Here is a 14,232-nt window from a genome sequence, read left to right as displayed (position 1 = left end):
CAGGATTGACTGCTGGCTCACCCGTCGTCGACGCGAGAGCCGACCCCTTGACCTCTGACCTTCTCGCACCACTCGACCTGGCGTTCTGGAACATCGAGTCCGCGGAGCACCCGATGCACCTCGGGGCCCTCGGGATCTTCGCGGCCAACTCGCCCGCCGCGGCCGCGCACGCGGCCGACCTCCTCGCGGCCCGCGCGGCCGGCGTCCCCGGGCTGCGGATGCGGATCCGCGACATCTGGCAGCCGCTCGACCTGCGGCAGCCACTGGCCTTCGCGTTCGGCGGAGCAACCCGCGAACCCGTGACCGACTTCGAGCCCTTCGACCACATCCGGCTGCACGCACCCGTCGCGGACTTCCACGCGGCCGCGGGCGCGATCATGCAGCGCCCCCTGGAGCGCGGCAAGCCTCCGTGGGAGGCCCACGTCGTGCCCGGCGTGGAGGGCACCTCGTTCGCCGTGCTCTTCAAGTTCCACCACGCCCTGGCCGACGGACTGCGGGCACTGACGCTCGCCGCGGCGCTCATGGACCCCATGGACATGCCGACGCCCCGCCCCCGCCCCAAGGAGCCCTCGCGCGGCCTGCTCCCCGACGTGCGCAAGCTGCCCGCCCTCGTCCGCGGCACGCTCTCCGATGTGGGCCGGGCCCTCGACATCGGCGCCTCCGTCGCCCGCGCCACCTGGGGCGTACGCTCCTGCGCCGCCCTGGTCTCCGAGCCGACCGGCACCCGCCGCGTCGCGGGCGTGAACGTGGACCTCGACGAGATCCACAAGATCCGCAAGAGCGCCGGCGGCACCGTCAACGACGTCCTGATCGCCGTCGTCGCGGGCGCCCTGCGCCGCTGGCTGGACGAGCGCGGCGACGGCAGCGAGGGTGTGGCGCCCCGGGCCCTGATCCCCGTCTCACGGCGCCGCCCGCGCACCGCCCACCCGCAGGGCAACCGGCTCTCCGGCTACTTGATACGGCTTCCCGTCGACGACCCGGACCCGCTCGGACGGCTCGACACGGTCCGAACGGCCATGAACCGCAACAAGGACGCCGGCCCCAACCGCGGCGCGGGCGCCGTCGCACTGCTCGCCGACCATGTGCCGGCGCTCGGCCACCGGCTCGGCGGACCCGTCGTCGGCCAGGCCGCCCGGCTGCTCTTCGACATCCTGGTCACCAGCGTGCCGCTGCCCAGCCTCGGCATGAAGCTCGGCGGCTGCCCGCTCACCGAGGTCTATCCCCTCGCCCCGCTGGCCCGCGGCCAGGCCCTCGCGGTCGCCGTCTCCACCTTCCGCGGGAAGGTCCACTACGGTCTCGTCGCCGACGCGGAGGCCGTGCCGGACCTCGACCGGTTCGCCAAGGCGCTGACCGCCGAGGTGGAGGAACTGCTCACCGCCTGCGCGCTCTGAGGCGCCGCTTCCGGGTCCCGTGGACCGCCCGCCACGGGCCCGGAAGGGACCGGTGATCATCGCGGGTTTGGTGCCTTTGCCCTGCGCTCCGTAAAATTCCGCCTTCCAAAGCGAACGCGGTTCGAGCGCGGCGCGGAACCCTAGGAACGGCAACGGCGATGACGGTGACAGAGGACAGCCAGGCGGCCCCCGCCGTGGACACGGTAGAGGCCCCGGAAGGCTCGTACGGTCCCGGTATCGACCCGGAGCGGCTGGCCGTCTGCCTCAGCGTGCTCGACGAGCTCGAGAAGATCGAGGTCGACCACCCCGACGCCATCGCCGTGCGCCGCGCCACCGCGGGCGTCTACCGCACGGTCAAGCAGCGTCGCCGCCAGGAGCGCCGGGCCGCCAAGACCGCCCACGACAAGGCGGTCACCGAGTCCACGGCCACCGGCTCCGCCCAGCGCATCGACGACGAGACCGAGGGCATCCTGCCGTCGTCGGTGACGGACGAGGGCCAGATCGCGGGGATACTCCAGCGCCCCCGCTCCTGCTACATCTGCAAGGCGCGGTACGTCGAGGTCGACTACTTCTACCACCAGCTCTGCCAGAACTGCGCCGCCGAGAACCGCGCCCGCCGTGACGCCCGCGCCGACCTCACCGGCAAGCGTGCGCTGCTCACCGGCGGCCGCGCCAAGATCGGCATGTACATCGCCCTGCGGCTGCTCCGGGACGGCGCGCACACCACGATCACCACGCGCTTCCCGAACGACGCCATCCGCCGCTTCAAGGCCATGCCCGACAGCGACGAGTGGATCGGCCGACTGAAGATCGTCGGCATCGACCTGCGCGACCCCGCCCAGGTCGTCGCGCTCGCCGACTCCGTCGCAGCCGAGGGCCCGCTCGACATCCTCATCAACAACGCCGCGCAGACCGTACGCCGCTCCCCGGGCGCCTACAGCGAGCTGCTCGCCGCCGAGTCGGGGCCGTTGCCCGCCGGTGAACTGCCGCCCGCCGAGGTGATCGGCACGTTCGGCTCCGGAGCCGTGTCCGCGCTTCCGGTGGCCGGGGGCGGCGCGCTGACCGCGCAGGACGTGACCGACCTCGCGCTCATCTCAGGCTCGGCGTCCCTTGAGCGGATCGCGGCCGGTACGGCCATCGACGCGGGCGGCCTCGTGCCCGACCTGCACGACACCAACAGCTGGATCCAGGCCGTCGAGGAGGTCACGCCGGTCGAGCTCCTGGAGGTCCAGCTCTGCAACTCCACCGCGCCTTTCATCCTCATCAGCCGGCTGCGCGCGGCGATGGCTGCCGCCGGGGCCGACCGGACGTACATCGTGAACGTCTCCGCCATGGAGGGCGTCTTCAACCGCGGCTACAAGGGTGCGGGTCATCCGCACACCAACATGGCCAAGGCCGCGCTCAACATGCTCACGCGCACCAGTGCGCAGGAGATGTTCGAGAAGGACCGCATCCTGATGACCGCGGTCGACACCGGGTGGATCACCGACGAGCGGCCGCATCCGGACAAGATGCGGCTCGCGGACGCGGGCTTTCACGCGCCGCTCGATCTGATCGACGGGGCGGCCCGGGTGTACGACCCGATCGTGCGGGGGGAACAGGGTGAGGACCTGTTCGGGGTCTTCCTGAAGGACTACGCGCCCGGCAAGTGGTGAGTCTGCGGGTGTGTGGGCGGCTGGTCGCGCAGTTCCCCGCGCCCCTTACGGGGCGCTGCCGACCACGCGGGTCAGGAGGCGTCGCGCCCCGGGGCTTGTGAGCGCAGGCGCTCGTGCACGGCGTACGGCGTTGCCGTGTGCGCTGCGCGCACTCTTGTTCCGCCGTCCACCAGCAAGTCCGTTCCCGTGATCCACTCCGCCGCGTCCGAAGCCAGCCAGAGCACCGCCCTCGCGATGTCCTCCGGTTCGCCGATGCGGCCCAGGGGGAGGCCGGCCGCGAGGTCGTTCTCGGCCTGTTCCCATACGAAGCGGGCCATCTCGGTGCGGACGAGACCGGGGGAGACGGAGTTGACCCGGACCCTCGGGGCCAGTTCGCCCGCGAGTTGTCGGGTCATGTGGAGCAGGGCTGCCTTCGTCGTGGAGTAGGCACCGACGTTCGGGCCCACGTGCGTCGCGCCCTCGGTGCAGATGTTGATCACCGAGCCGCCGTGGTCGGCCATCCAGGCCCGCCACGCGTACTGGACCAGCCGCAGCGGTGCCTCGACGTTGACCGTGAATGCCTCGCGCCAGAGCTCCGGGTCGGCGTCCATGAGCGGGCCGTAGGGCTGGTTGGTCGCCGCGTTGTTCACCACGATGTCGATACGGCCGAACTCGTCCATCGCCAGCTCGGCCAGCTCCCGCAGATGCGCGGGGTCCGCGACGGTGCCCGCGATCCCCACGGCGCCCAGCCCGGCGGCGGCCCGGCGCACGTCCTCGGCGCCCCGGCCCGTGACACACACCCGTGCCCCCGCCGCCACCAGCCCCTCGGCGACGGCCAGCCCGATCCCGCGCGAGGCCCCGGTGACGACGGCGACCCTGCCCTGAAGTCCGTACGACGACGTCATCCGCGTACGGTCTCATGACGGACCGTCAGTCAACAGGCCTGCGTCGGAGCGCGGTTGAGCTGTGGTCGAGCGGTGGGCGCGTGGCGGTCAGCCGACGGTCCTGGGCCGTGCGTGACGTGCCGCGACCAGCTCCAGCACCGTGCGCCAGTCCTCCAGGACCCCCGCGTCCAGACCAGACGCCCACGAGGCCTCGTCCGCCTGCCGCAGGGTCTGGACGTCCTCCATGACCGGGTCGTCCTCCCACCCGTCCCTGTGGAGGCGTACGAGACGGGAGACGCGCTCGCCGAGCAGCGGACGGACCGTGTCGGCCGCGTGGTCCGCGTGTCCCGCGACATCACCGGGTCGCAACAGCTGCCCGATGACATGCACCAGCCCCGCCACCTGGAGTTCCTTGTCGGCGGGGCGACTTCGACGCAGCAGCGCCGCGGTCTGCAGCGCGTGGTCGTGGAGATCGACCGGAGCGCCGCCGTGGCCGGCGGTGTTCCGGGACCCTCGGCAGGCGTGCAGCAGATCCATCAGCTCTTCGACACTGCGCAGCTCCATGCGCCAGTCCTCCCTGCGGGCGAGAAAGGGCGTTGCCACGCGTCAGCAGATCATGGCCAGCTTTCAACCGAACCAACGGGAACTGAACTGCGAGCCGTGGAATGCCCCCGGGACGCCCCGCCGCGCTCCGCCCGCCCCGGGCCACGGTTCCGGGGGCGGGCGGTGTTGTCTCTCGGCGGCCTCGGCTCAGTGCCCTCGGTCGATCCACTCCTGCAGATGCGGGGCCTCGGCGCCGACCGTCGTCGAGTCGCCGTGGCCCGTACGGACCACCGTCTCCGGCGGCAGGGCGAGCAGCCGCGTCCGGATCGACTCGACGATCGTCGGGAAGTGGGAGAACGACCGGCCCGTCGCGCCCGGGCCGCCCTGGAACAGGGTGTCCCCGGTGAAGACCGTGCCCAGCTCCGGGGCGTGCAGACAGACGGCGCCCGGCGCGTGCCCCGGCGTGTGCAGGACGGTCAGCTCCACGCCCGCCACGGACAGCTGCTGCCCGTCGGTGAGTTCTCCGTCCGGCAGGCGGTCCGGGTGGGTCTGCTTCCACAGGGGGAGGTCGTCCGGGTGGAGCAGGATCGGAGCGCCGGTGCGGGCCGCGAGGGCGGGGGCCGCGTCGATGTGGTCGTTGTGGGCGTGGGTGCAGACGATGGCCCTCAGCGTGCGGTCGCCAAGCGCCTCGGCGATGGCGTCGGCGTCGTGCGCCGCGTCGATGACCACCGCCTCGGAGTCGTCACCCACGATCCAGACGTTGTTGTCGACGTCCCAGGTGCCGCCGTCCAGGCTGAACGTGCCCGACGTGACCAGGTGCTCGATACGGGCGGCCATCACAGCATCACCACCGAGCGCAGGACGTCACCCTGGTGCATGCGGTCGAAGGCCTGCTCCACCGCGTCCAGTTCGATCGTCTCCGTCACGAAGGCCGCCAGGTCGAGGCGCCCCTGCTGGTGGAGGTCGATCAGCATCGGGAAGTCGCGGGAGGGAAGGCAGTCGCCGTACCAGGACGACTTGAGGGCGCCGCCGCGGCCGAAGACGTCCAGCAGGGGCAGCTCCAGCTTCATCTCCGGTGTCGGCACACCGACCAGGACCACCGTGCCCGCCAGATCCCGGGCGTAGAACGCCTGCTTGTACGTCTCGGGGCGGCCGACCGCCTCGATGACGACATCGGCGCCGAAGCCGCCGGTCAGCTCGCGGATCGCCTCGACGGGGTCCGTCTCCTTGGAGTTGACCGTGTGGGTGGCGCCCATCGTGCGGGCCTTCTCCAGCTTCCGGTCGTCGATGTCGACGGCGATGATCCGCGCGGCACCGGCCAGGTTGGCGCCGGCGATCGCCGCGTCCCCGACGCCGCCGCAGCCGATGACGGCCACCGAGTCGCCACGGCCCACGTTGCCCGTGTTGATGGCGGCGCCGATGCCCGCCATCACACCGCAGCCGAGGAGGCCCGCGACCGCGGGGGACACCGACGGGTCGACCTTGGTGCACTGGCCGGCCGCGACCAGGGTCTTCTCGGCGAAGGCGCCGATGCCCAGGGCGGGGGAGAGCTCCGTGCCGTCCTCCAGGGTCATCTTCTGCTTGGCGTTGTGCGTGTTGAAGCAGTACCAGGGGCGGCCGCGCAGACAGGCGCGGCACTGGCCGCACACCGCACGCCAGTTGAGGACGACGAAGTCGCCGGGCGCCACGTCGGTGACGCCCTCGCCGACCGCCTCCACCACACCGGCCGCCTCGTGGCCGAGAAGGAACGGGTAGTCGTCGCTGATGCCGCCCTGCTTGTAGTGCAGGTCGGTGTGACAGACCCCGCAGGCCTGCACCTTCACGACGGCCTCGCCGGGACCCGGGTCCGGGATGAGAATCGTCCGGATCTCCACCGGTTCGTTCTTACCGGGGGCGATGACACCGCGTACCTGCTGGGCGGCCATGTCGGGCTCCTTCGCGTGGACAATGGGGCGTTGATCATGTTGGCACAGGGCCGGTCGAGTGGATCCGAGCCTGTGGACAACCGAGTGAAACACGCCCGACCGAGGCCTGAACGGACCCTGAAAGACTTCAGACGGTTACACCTTGTTTTCAGCCCCATCGAGCGGACGTCCGCTCATTTGGTTACCCTGTACGGGACGGACAGCTTATTTGGGTCCCACCCACACCCACGGTCCGTCCCGGGACAAGCCGGTCACCACGGCCTGCTCTCATATGAGTTGACTGGCGCCACCGCGTCCGAACTGCCTCTACTCAGACCCGAGCGGGCGTCAGGCGACCAGTAGCAGAGTGGTCCTGCACGCCCCGAGGGTGACCGACACAAAAGGAGTGCGCGGTGACACCGGAGAAGACGAATCTCGATCAGGGTCCCAAGGAACGTACGGAGCACGCAGGCCGGGCCGAGAAGCTCGGCAGCCTCGACGTCTGGGCCAGGTCCGCACCCATCCGCCTGGCGGGCTACGAGGACGACCTCGCCGAGCCCCACATCCTGCCCAGCGTGGACTGACCGCCCAGGTCCACCGCAGGACCCGCACGATCGCTGATCGGCATGGGCGTGCCAGACTCACGTCCATGCTGATCAGAGAAGCCGCGGCCGGTGACTGGCCGCGGATCTGGCCTTTCTGGCACCGGATCGTCGCCGCCGCCGAGACCTACGCGTGGGACCCGGACACGTCCGAGGAGGACGCCCGCGCCCTGTGGATGGCCCAGGGCAAGCGCGTGTACGTCGCCGAGGACGCCACCGGAGCGGTGGTCGGCTCCGCCTACGTCACCCCCAACTACGGCGGCCCCGCCTCCCACATCGCCAACGCCGGCTTCATGGTCGACCCCGCCCACTCGGGCCGAGGCATCGGCCGCGCCCTGGCCAACCACATCCTGGACTCGGCCAAGGCCGACGGCTACCGAGCGATGGTCTTCAACGCGGTAGTCGAAACCAACCCCGCGCTCAACCTCTGGCTCTCCCTGGGCTTCACCATCGTTGGCACGATCCCGGACGCCTACGACCACCCGACCCGAGGCAGGGTGGGCCTGCACGTCATGCACCGGGCTCTCTGACGGGCCAGGAACGAGAGCTACTGCCGTCTTCAGGGCAGTAGGCAGCGGCGTTCTCATCCAGGTCAACGGCAACCGCGGTTGTTCAGGGGCGCGGGGAACCGCGCGACCAGCCACAGCCAACCCGCAGCCGACCTACAACCCTTCCCCCGCACCCCCCAGCGGAGCCGTCCGCCTCCAAGGCCGTAGCTCCTCCAACTGCCCCGCCAACTCCAGCAACACCGCCTCACTACCGGGCCGCCCCACCAGCTGGACAGCACCCGGCACCCCCGACGCCAGCGTCCCGAACGGCACAGCCACAGCCGGCCACCCCGTCAGATTCCACGGCGGCGTCAACGGCGAATAATTCGTGTTGACCAACACATTCCGCAGCCACCCCCGCCGGTGCCACTCCGCCGCAGCGGGCCCCCGCCGAGCAAGGGCGGGCGTCAGCAACACCTCGTGCTCCGCGAAGAACGGCTCGAACCGCTCCCGCAACTGCTCCCGCCGCACCCCACCCCGCACAGACCCCACAAACCGCCGCCCCAAGGCCGCGTGCACCCGGGTCCGCCGAGCCAACCGCCGCGGATCGAGCCCCTCCGCATCCACCGCCGTCCCCGCGGTCCAGTGCGCGAGCGAGGTCGTCCCCAGCCACACGGGATACGGCGGATCCGCCCGCCGGACCCGATGCCCCGCACCCGCCAGCAACTCGCCCGCCTCACGGGCCGCGTCGGCGTAGGGCCGGCTGACGGTAACCCCCACCAGCGGACTCCGCACGGAGACGGCGACCGTCCGGGTGACGGATTCCCCGGCCCGTACGCCGCCGGTCGCGGCCTCGGGCCCGACCCCCGCCGCGCCTTCTGTCCCAGCCCCCGTCTCGGCTCTCGTTCCGGCCAGGACCGAGAACATCAGTCGCGCGTCCTCGACCGTCGTCGCCAGCGGCCCGTTCTCTGACATCCCGAACCAGTCACCATGGCCGATGCCCGCCGGGACGACACCATGCCCCGGCTTCAGACCGATCAGCCCGCAGTTGGCGGCGGGTATGCGCAGTGACCCCATGCCGTCGTTGCCGAGCGCGATGGGCACCATGCCGGCGGCGACCGCGGCAGCGCTGCCGCCGGACGAGCCGCCCGCCGTGCGCGTGGTGTCCCACGGATTGCGGGCCGTGCCGTACACGCCCTCGGTGGTGCCGAAGACGCAGAGTTCAGGGCAATTCGTGAGCCCCACCACGACCGCACCCGCCGCCCGCAGCCGCGCCACGGTGACATGGTCCTCGTCGGCCGGAGCGTCCGGGCTCGCGGCGGTGCCGTTGCGGGTGGACTCGCCGCGTACGGCCAGATTGTCCTTGACCGCCACCGGCACGCCCGCGAGGGGGAGTTCGGCCAGGTCGGCGCGGGCCGCCACCTCGTCCGCCTCGGCGAGCGCCGCCGTCGCGCGCAGCGTGCGGAAGGCACCCACGCGGGCGTCGAGCAGCTCGATCCGGGCGAGGTGCTCGGCCACCACCTCGCGAGGGGTGACCCGCTTCTCCCGTACGGCGGCGGCGATCTCGGCGGCGGTCCGGCCGGCCCAGCTGGTCACGATGGCTCCTCGGGGGCGTGTGATTACCGGTGAGTACGAGCTAGTACGAGGAGCACTGTGCCCCGGCGTGGGGCATCCCGTCGAGAGCCACCGCGCTTGGACATTCGCTCCGGTCCTCTTGGACTTTTCGCGCCGAGCTCGGTCCGTCGTTCGCGTGGAGTGGCAGGTCATCCGACCACTGGGTCAACTTGGCTGACTTCAGACCCCATTGACAGGCCCTGAAGCCGGCTCAATCATCACACCTCCGATGATTGGGAGGTGCCCGTGCGCACGGATGCCAGGAGTACGTATCCAAGACGGTCCCGGCTGGTCGGCGTGGTGGCGGCGCTGCTGCTGCTCGCGGCCCCGGTCCCGGCGGCCCAGGCGGCCGGAGGGGCCGAGGAGGCCGGCCCGGCGACCCCTGTCACCGTCCCCGCGTTGTCCGACTGGGTGCCGGAATCCGGACAGTACGTCTACGGGCGCGGCACACGTCTCGTCGCGGACGGTAGGGCCGAGCGCCGTGTCGCCGACACCCTCGCCGACGACCTGCGCGCGGCAGGCCATGGAAGCGTCCCTGTGGTCAGCGGGGGAGCGCGTACGGGAGACATCGTTGTCGATGTCGCGCCGAAGCGGGCCGCGCTCGACAAGGAGGGGCTCGGTAAGGCGGGGCTCGGCGAGGAGGGGTACGAACTCCGCGCGGGCAAACGCCTGTCGGTGACGGGCGCCACCGAGACCGGCGCCTTCTACGGCACCCGGACCATCCTCCAACTCCTCGCCCAGGGCGACCGGTTGCCCGCCGGGCGCACGGTCGACGTGCCGCAGTACGAGGAGCGCGGCGTCGGCGTCTGCGCCTGCTACATCCACATCACGACGGACTGGCTGGAGAACCTCGTACGCGACATGGCGTACAACAAGCTCAACCAGCTGCTCCTCGAACTGAAGGTGAAGAGCGACGCGCACCCCGAGGCCAACACCTGGGGCTACTACACCAAGGACGAGATGCGACGCCTCGTCGCCCTCGGCGAGAAGTACCACGTCACGATCATCCCGGAGATCAACTCCCCTGGGCACATGGACCCGTGGATCGAGAACCGCCCGGATCTCCAGCTCACCGACTCCGACGGCAACAAGCAGCCTTCCCGGCTCGACATCACGCGCCCCGAGGCCTTCGCCTACTACACGAGCCTGATGGACGAGTACGCGGAGGTCTTCAAGGCCGACTCGTGGCACATGGGCGCCGACGAGTACATGCTCGGCTCCGACTTCGCCAAGTACCCGCAGGTCCTGGAGTACGCCAGGGCGAAGTACGGCGCGAACGCCACGCCCCAGGACGCGTTCATCGACTTCGTCAACCGCGTCCACAGCTACGCGGCGGGCAAGGGCAAGAAGCTGCGCATCTGGAACGACGGCCTCACCGGAGCCAACACCGTGCCCGTCACGGCCGGGACGACGGTCGAGCACTGGCTGAACGTGGCGACGAAGCCCAGCCAACTCCGGGCGCAGGGCTATCCGTTGATGAACGCGGCGTACGCCCTCTATCTCGTGCGTGGCGGCTTCCACTCGGACACCAAGGGCCTGTACGACCAGAGTTGGGACCCGCGCAGCTTCGAGGGCGAGAAGCTCGCCTCGCGCGAGGGCATCACCGGGGCGAAGATCAGTCTCTGGCCCGACAACGGGCGCGGCGAGACCGAGAACGAGGTCGCGGTCGACACGGATCCGGCACTGCGGCACATCGCGCAGGCCACCTGGGGCACCCCCCACCCGGACGCCACGTACGCGCAGTTCACCGCCCGCGCGGCAGCCGTGGGCCACGCGCCCGGATGGCGGTACCTCACCCGTGTGCCGGTCGCGGACGGGACGTACACCTTCCGCGCGGGGACCGCGACCGTGACGGCCGAGGTGAAGCGCACCCCGGACGGTTACGTGACCTTGAGGACCGCGAACGGATGTCTCGAAGTGCGTGGCGGCAAGCTCACCCTCAATGTGCCGCTCCAGCCCGGTGTCGAGGTGTCCCGGCAGACCTGCGCAACCGGGAACACCCTCCAGCGCTGGCAGTTGGCGCCCGCACAGGACGGCTACCGGCTCGTCAACGCGATCACACAGATGGCCGTGCACGTGACCGACGACGGTCGCCTCGTGCAGTACCCGCCGGACCAACAGCGCCCCGCCGTATGGCAGTTGACCGCCGGGTGACCGACAGAGCTGTAGCCCGCAGCCCCGTTGCCCCCTGACCTGAGGAGTCCGACCCGCATGGCAGTCTCCAGACGTCTCTTCGTCACGGCCGCCGCCTCGCTCGTGGCGTCGAGCGGTACGTCCCTGGCCCTGGCGTCCTCGGCATCCGCTTCCACGGCTTCCGCTTCGGCCTCCGCCTCGGCCGAAGAACCGTGGTACCGAATCCCCGTCAGCCCCGACGACACCCCGGAGGAACTGGTCCGCAAGGCGTCCCAAGTCCGGCCCACGGAACGGCAGATCGCCTGGCAGGCCCTCGAACGCACCGCCTTCCTGCACTTCGGCGTGAACACCTTCACCGGTCTCGAATGGGGCATGGGGGACGAGGACCCCGACCTCTTCCAACCGGTCGGCCTCGACACCGACCAGTGGGCCCGTGCCCTGCGCGACGGCGGCTTCAAGCTCGCCATCCTCACCGTCAAGCACCACGACGGCTTCGTGCTCTACCAGTCCCGCTACACCAACCACTCGGTGGCGTCGAGCAGTTGGCAGGGCGGACAGGGCGACGTCCTGCGCTCGTTCGCCGACTCGATGCGGCGCCACGGTCTCAAGGTCGGTGTCTACATCTCCCCGGCCGACGAGAACCAGTACCTGCACGGCGTGTACGCCAATGGCAGTGCCCGCTCCGAGCGCACCATCCCCACCCGTGTCCCGGGCGACGACCGCCCGGACGGACCCACCTTCACGCTCCCGGCCACCGACTACGGCGCCCATATGCTCGACCAGCTCTACGAGGTCCTCACCGAGTACGGGCCCGTCGACGAGGTCTGGTTCGACGGCGCCCAGGGCCGTATCCCGCCGGACAAGGTCGAGAAGTACGACTGGGACAGCTGGTACACGCTGATCCGGACGCTCGTCCCGGACGCCACGGTCGCCGTGTCCGGACCCGACGTGCGCTGGGTCGGCAACGAGGGCGGGTTCGCCCGCGAGAACGAGTGGAGCGTCGTCCCCGTCCAGGAGAAGGACAACGGGCGCATGGACTTCGCGCTCTCGTACGACGCACCCGACATGGGCGGCCGGGACGCCCTGGTCGCCGCGCAGCCCGTGGCCGACTACCTCCAGTGGTGGCCGGCCGAGGCCGATGTCTCCATCCGGGACGGCTGGTTCTACCACGCCGACCAACAGCCCAAGTCCGTACAGCAGTTGACGGACATCTACTTCGGCTCGGTGGGCCGCAACGCGGTACTCCTGCTCAACATCCCACCGGACAAGCAGGGCCTCCTCCCGGCCGCCGACGTCACCCGCCTACGAGAGTTCCGCGAACGAATCGACAACGAACTGCCGGAGGACCTGGCCCGCGGCGCCCGGGTCACCACCTCCCCGGGCACGATCACGGTCGACCTGGGCCGAACCCGTGAAGTGAACCGGATCCGCCTCGCGGAGGACATCCGCCACGGGCAACAGGTGGAGGGCTTCGTGGTCGAGGCCCACACCGGGGGAGCCTGGAAGCGCGTCGCAGGGTCGGGCACGCTCGGCGCGAGCCGCATCCTGCTCCTGCCGACTCCCGTACGGGCAAGGCACTGGCGTGTACGAGTGACACAGTCACGCCAACGGCCGCACCTGGCCCAGTTTGCCCTGTACCGCTCGCGAACCTGATTTCCCCAGTCCAGGGCGCGCTCGTTCAGCAGGGCGCGCCTTTTCAGTGGCGCGGGGAACTGCGCGACCAGCCACAACACCCGCCGCCGCAACACAGCCCCACCGCCCCAACAAACAGGGGGTGGCCGCCGTACAGCGACGACCACCCCCAACACCCTCCCGTTCAAGCCCCGCAGGGCCCCGTACTCTCCCGGGAAATCAACCGCGGCACAGGCACCCGCACGGCCCGCGCAGGCCCCCCGTCCAGCAGCGAGGTCAACTCCTTCGCGGCCGTCCGGCCGAACTCCACCGTGTCCCGCGACAGCGCCGACAGCCACGGCTTGACCATGCGGCACAGCGCCGAGTCCTCCCAGGCGACGACCGAGACGTCACCCGGCACCGAGAAGCCCAGCTCCGTCGCCGCGGCGACCCCGGCGACGGCCATCACGTCGTTGTCATAGATCAGCGCGGTCGGCGGCGAACCGCCCTCCGCAAGGCTGCCCTCCACAGTGCCACCCTCCTGAACAGCGCCCCGCAGAACCCCGCCCCCCAGAACCCGCCGCGTGACGGCGGCCCCCTCCGCGTCCGAGTAGTCCGTGGTCACCGAGCGCACCTCCGCGAGCCCGCGCCGCTCGGCCTCGGCACGCAGCGTACGGATCCGGCGCTCGGTGTGCGCGAGGCCCGGCAGGCCCGCGATGTGCACGATCCGTCGGTGCCCCAGCGCGGACAGCTCGTCCACGACGGCGGCCATCGCGCCCGCGTCGTCAGCCCAGACGGTGGACAGACCCGGGTGCCGCGCGTCCGGCGCACCGCCGATGACGACGGCGGGCAGTCCCAGTTCGTCCAGCAGGTCCGGGCGCGCGTCGTCCGTCCGGGGGTCGACGACCAGCACCCCGTCCACGCGGTGCTCCGCCCACCAGCGCCGGTACACCGCGCACTCGTCGTCGACGTCCTCGACGACCTGGAAGAGCAGACCGAGATGACGCTCCGCCAGGACCTCCTGGATGCCGGAGATGAGCTGCAGGAAGAACGAGTCCACACCCAGGGTGTCCGCGGGCCTGGCCAGGACGAGACCGACCGTCGCCGCGCCCTCGCCGGACAGCTGGCGCGCGGCCGTGCTGGGCCGCCAGCCCAGTTGCTCGGCAACCCGGCGCACCCGGTCCCGGGTGATCTCGGAGACCCCCGGCCGGTCGTTGAGCGCGAAGGAGACCGCGCTCTCGGAGACCCCGGCGCGCTGCGCGATGTCCTTCATCGTCGGCCGGCGCGCGGGAGACCGCTTGGCTGGCAACCTTGCTCCCCATTTCATGAAGCCGTGCTCAATGAAGCCCTGCTCAATGGGGCTCCGCACTAATGCGCTTGAGTCAGGTTACTCTAAAGCGCATTAGTGATCGGTTGCAAGAGGCGACC

At 70.9% G+C, this 14,232-nt stretch carries 12 protein-coding genes; 6 read left to right on the top strand and 6 right to left on the bottom strand.

Going from position 1 to position 14,232, the window contains the following annotated elements; translation table 11 throughout:
• Positions 1-47 precede the first annotated feature (47 nt).
• Together JEQ17_RS07710 and JEQ17_RS07705 are read left to right on the top strand one after the other, a co-directional pair.
• Complete coding sequence (locus JEQ17_RS07710; RefSeq protein ID WP_200394510.1) at positions 48-1,391, top strand: wax ester/triacylglycerol synthase family O-acyltransferase; 1,344 nt, start codon at positions 48-50, stop codon at positions 1,389-1,391.
• 158 nt (positions 1,392-1,549) lie between these two features.
• The gene (locus JEQ17_RS07705) at positions 1,550-3,046 is read left to right on the top strand and encodes an SDR family NAD(P)-dependent oxidoreductase (RefSeq protein ID WP_200394509.1); all 1,497 of its coding nucleotides are present in this window, start codon (positions 1,550-1,552) and stop codon (positions 3,044-3,046) included.
• 71 nt (positions 3,047-3,117) lie between these two features.
• On the opposite strand, the gene JEQ17_RS07700 is transcribed toward JEQ17_RS07705, so the two are convergent.
• The 4 genes from JEQ17_RS07700 to JEQ17_RS07685 all read right to left on the bottom strand — a co-directional run bounded on the left by JEQ17_RS07700 (position 3,118) and on the right by JEQ17_RS07685 (position 6,377).
• Entirely contained in the window at positions 3,118-3,930 is an 813-nt protein-coding gene (locus JEQ17_RS07700; protein ID WP_200394508.1) for an SDR family oxidoreductase, read from the bottom strand.
• Positions 3,931-4,017: 87 nt separating this feature from the next.
• A complete protein-coding gene (locus JEQ17_RS07695) occupies positions 4,018-4,473 on the bottom strand; it encodes an HD domain-containing protein (RefSeq protein WP_200401368.1) in 456 nt (151 codons plus the stop codon).
• 186 nt (positions 4,474-4,659) lie between these two features.
• Entirely contained in the window at positions 4,660-5,289 is a 630-nt protein-coding gene (locus JEQ17_RS07690; protein ID WP_200394507.1) for an MBL fold metallo-hydrolase, read from the bottom strand.
• Positions 5,289-6,377 carry an S-(hydroxymethyl)mycothiol dehydrogenase gene (locus JEQ17_RS07685; protein WP_143634622.1) on the bottom strand — a complete coding sequence of 363 codons (1,089 nt, stop codon included), beginning with the start codon at positions 6,375-6,377 and terminating at the stop codon, positions 5,289-5,291. Before JEQ17_RS07685 ends, JEQ17_RS07690 begins: the two co-directional genes overlap by 1 nt.
• 392 nt (positions 6,378-6,769) lie before the next feature.
• Between JEQ17_RS07685 and JEQ17_RS07680 the strand changes: the two genes are divergently transcribed.
• Positions 6,770-6,940 carry a hypothetical protein gene (locus JEQ17_RS07680; protein ID WP_189839336.1) on the top strand — a complete coding sequence of 57 codons (171 nt, stop codon included), beginning with the start codon at positions 6,770-6,772 and terminating at the stop codon, positions 6,938-6,940.
• Between the two features lie 65 nt (positions 6,941-7,005).
• The gene (locus JEQ17_RS07675) at positions 7,006-7,488 is read left to right on the top strand and encodes a GNAT family N-acetyltransferase (protein WP_200394506.1); all 483 of its coding nucleotides are present in this window, start codon (positions 7,006-7,008) and stop codon (positions 7,486-7,488) included.
• Between the two features lie 132 nt (positions 7,489-7,620).
• Here JEQ17_RS07675 and JEQ17_RS07670 read toward each other — a convergent pair whose 3' ends face one another.
• Positions 7,621-9,042 carry an amidase gene (locus JEQ17_RS07670; RefSeq protein WP_200394505.1) on the bottom strand — a complete coding sequence of 474 codons (1,422 nt, stop codon included), beginning with the start codon at positions 9,040-9,042 and terminating at the stop codon, positions 7,621-7,623.
• A gap of 264 nt (positions 9,043-9,306) precedes the next feature.
• On the opposite strand from JEQ17_RS07670, the gene JEQ17_RS07665 reads away from it, so the two are divergent.
• Complete coding sequence (locus JEQ17_RS07665) at positions 9,307-11,214, top strand: family 20 glycosylhydrolase (RefSeq protein WP_234048115.1); 1,908 nt, start codon at positions 9,307-9,309, stop codon at positions 11,212-11,214.
• Between the two features lie 57 nt (positions 11,215-11,271).
• A complete protein-coding gene (locus tag JEQ17_RS07660) occupies positions 11,272-12,846 on the top strand; it encodes an alpha-L-fucosidase (protein ID WP_200394504.1) in 1,575 nt (524 codons plus the stop codon).
• 163 nt (positions 12,847-13,009) lie between these two features.
• Here JEQ17_RS07660 and JEQ17_RS07655 read toward each other — a convergent pair whose 3' ends face one another.
• Positions 13,010-14,113 carry a LacI family DNA-binding transcriptional regulator gene (locus JEQ17_RS07655; RefSeq protein ID WP_200394503.1) on the bottom strand — a complete coding sequence of 368 codons (1,104 nt, stop codon included), beginning with the start codon at positions 14,111-14,113 and terminating at the stop codon, positions 13,010-13,012.
• Positions 14,114-14,232 lie beyond the last annotated feature (119 nt).

Source organism: Streptomyces liliifuscus, assembly GCF_016598615.1.
Classification (GTDB): domain Bacteria; phylum Actinomycetota; class Actinomycetes; order Streptomycetales; family Streptomycetaceae; genus Streptomyces; species Streptomyces liliifuscus.
This window is presented reverse-complemented; position numbering and strand designations above follow the sequence as displayed.

Coding starts and splice junctions, on each gene's coding strand:
- JEQ17_RS07705 (WP_200394509.1), top strand. CDS start 1,550: ATGACGGTGACAGAGGACAGCCAGGCGGCCCCCGCCGTGGACACGGTA.
- JEQ17_RS07700 (WP_200394508.1), bottom strand. CDS start 3,930: ATGACGTCGTCGTACGGACTTCAGGGCAGGGTCGCCGTCGTCACCGGG.
- JEQ17_RS07695 (WP_200401368.1), bottom strand. CDS start 4,473: ATGGAGCTGCGCAGTGTCGAAGAGCTGATGGATCTGCTGCACGCCTGC.
- JEQ17_RS07690 (WP_200394507.1), bottom strand. CDS start 5,289: ATGGCCGCCCGTATCGAGCACCTGGTCACGTCGGGCACGTTCAGCCTG.
- JEQ17_RS07685 (WP_143634622.1), bottom strand. CDS start 6,377: ATGGCCGCCCAGCAGGTACGCGGTGTCATCGCCCCCGGTAAGAACGAA.
- JEQ17_RS07675 (WP_200394506.1), top strand. CDS start 7,006: ATGCTGATCAGAGAAGCCGCGGCCGGTGACTGGCCGCGGATCTGGCCT.
- JEQ17_RS07660 (WP_200394504.1), top strand. CDS start 11,272: ATGGCAGTCTCCAGACGTCTCTTCGTCACGGCCGCCGCCTCGCTCGTG.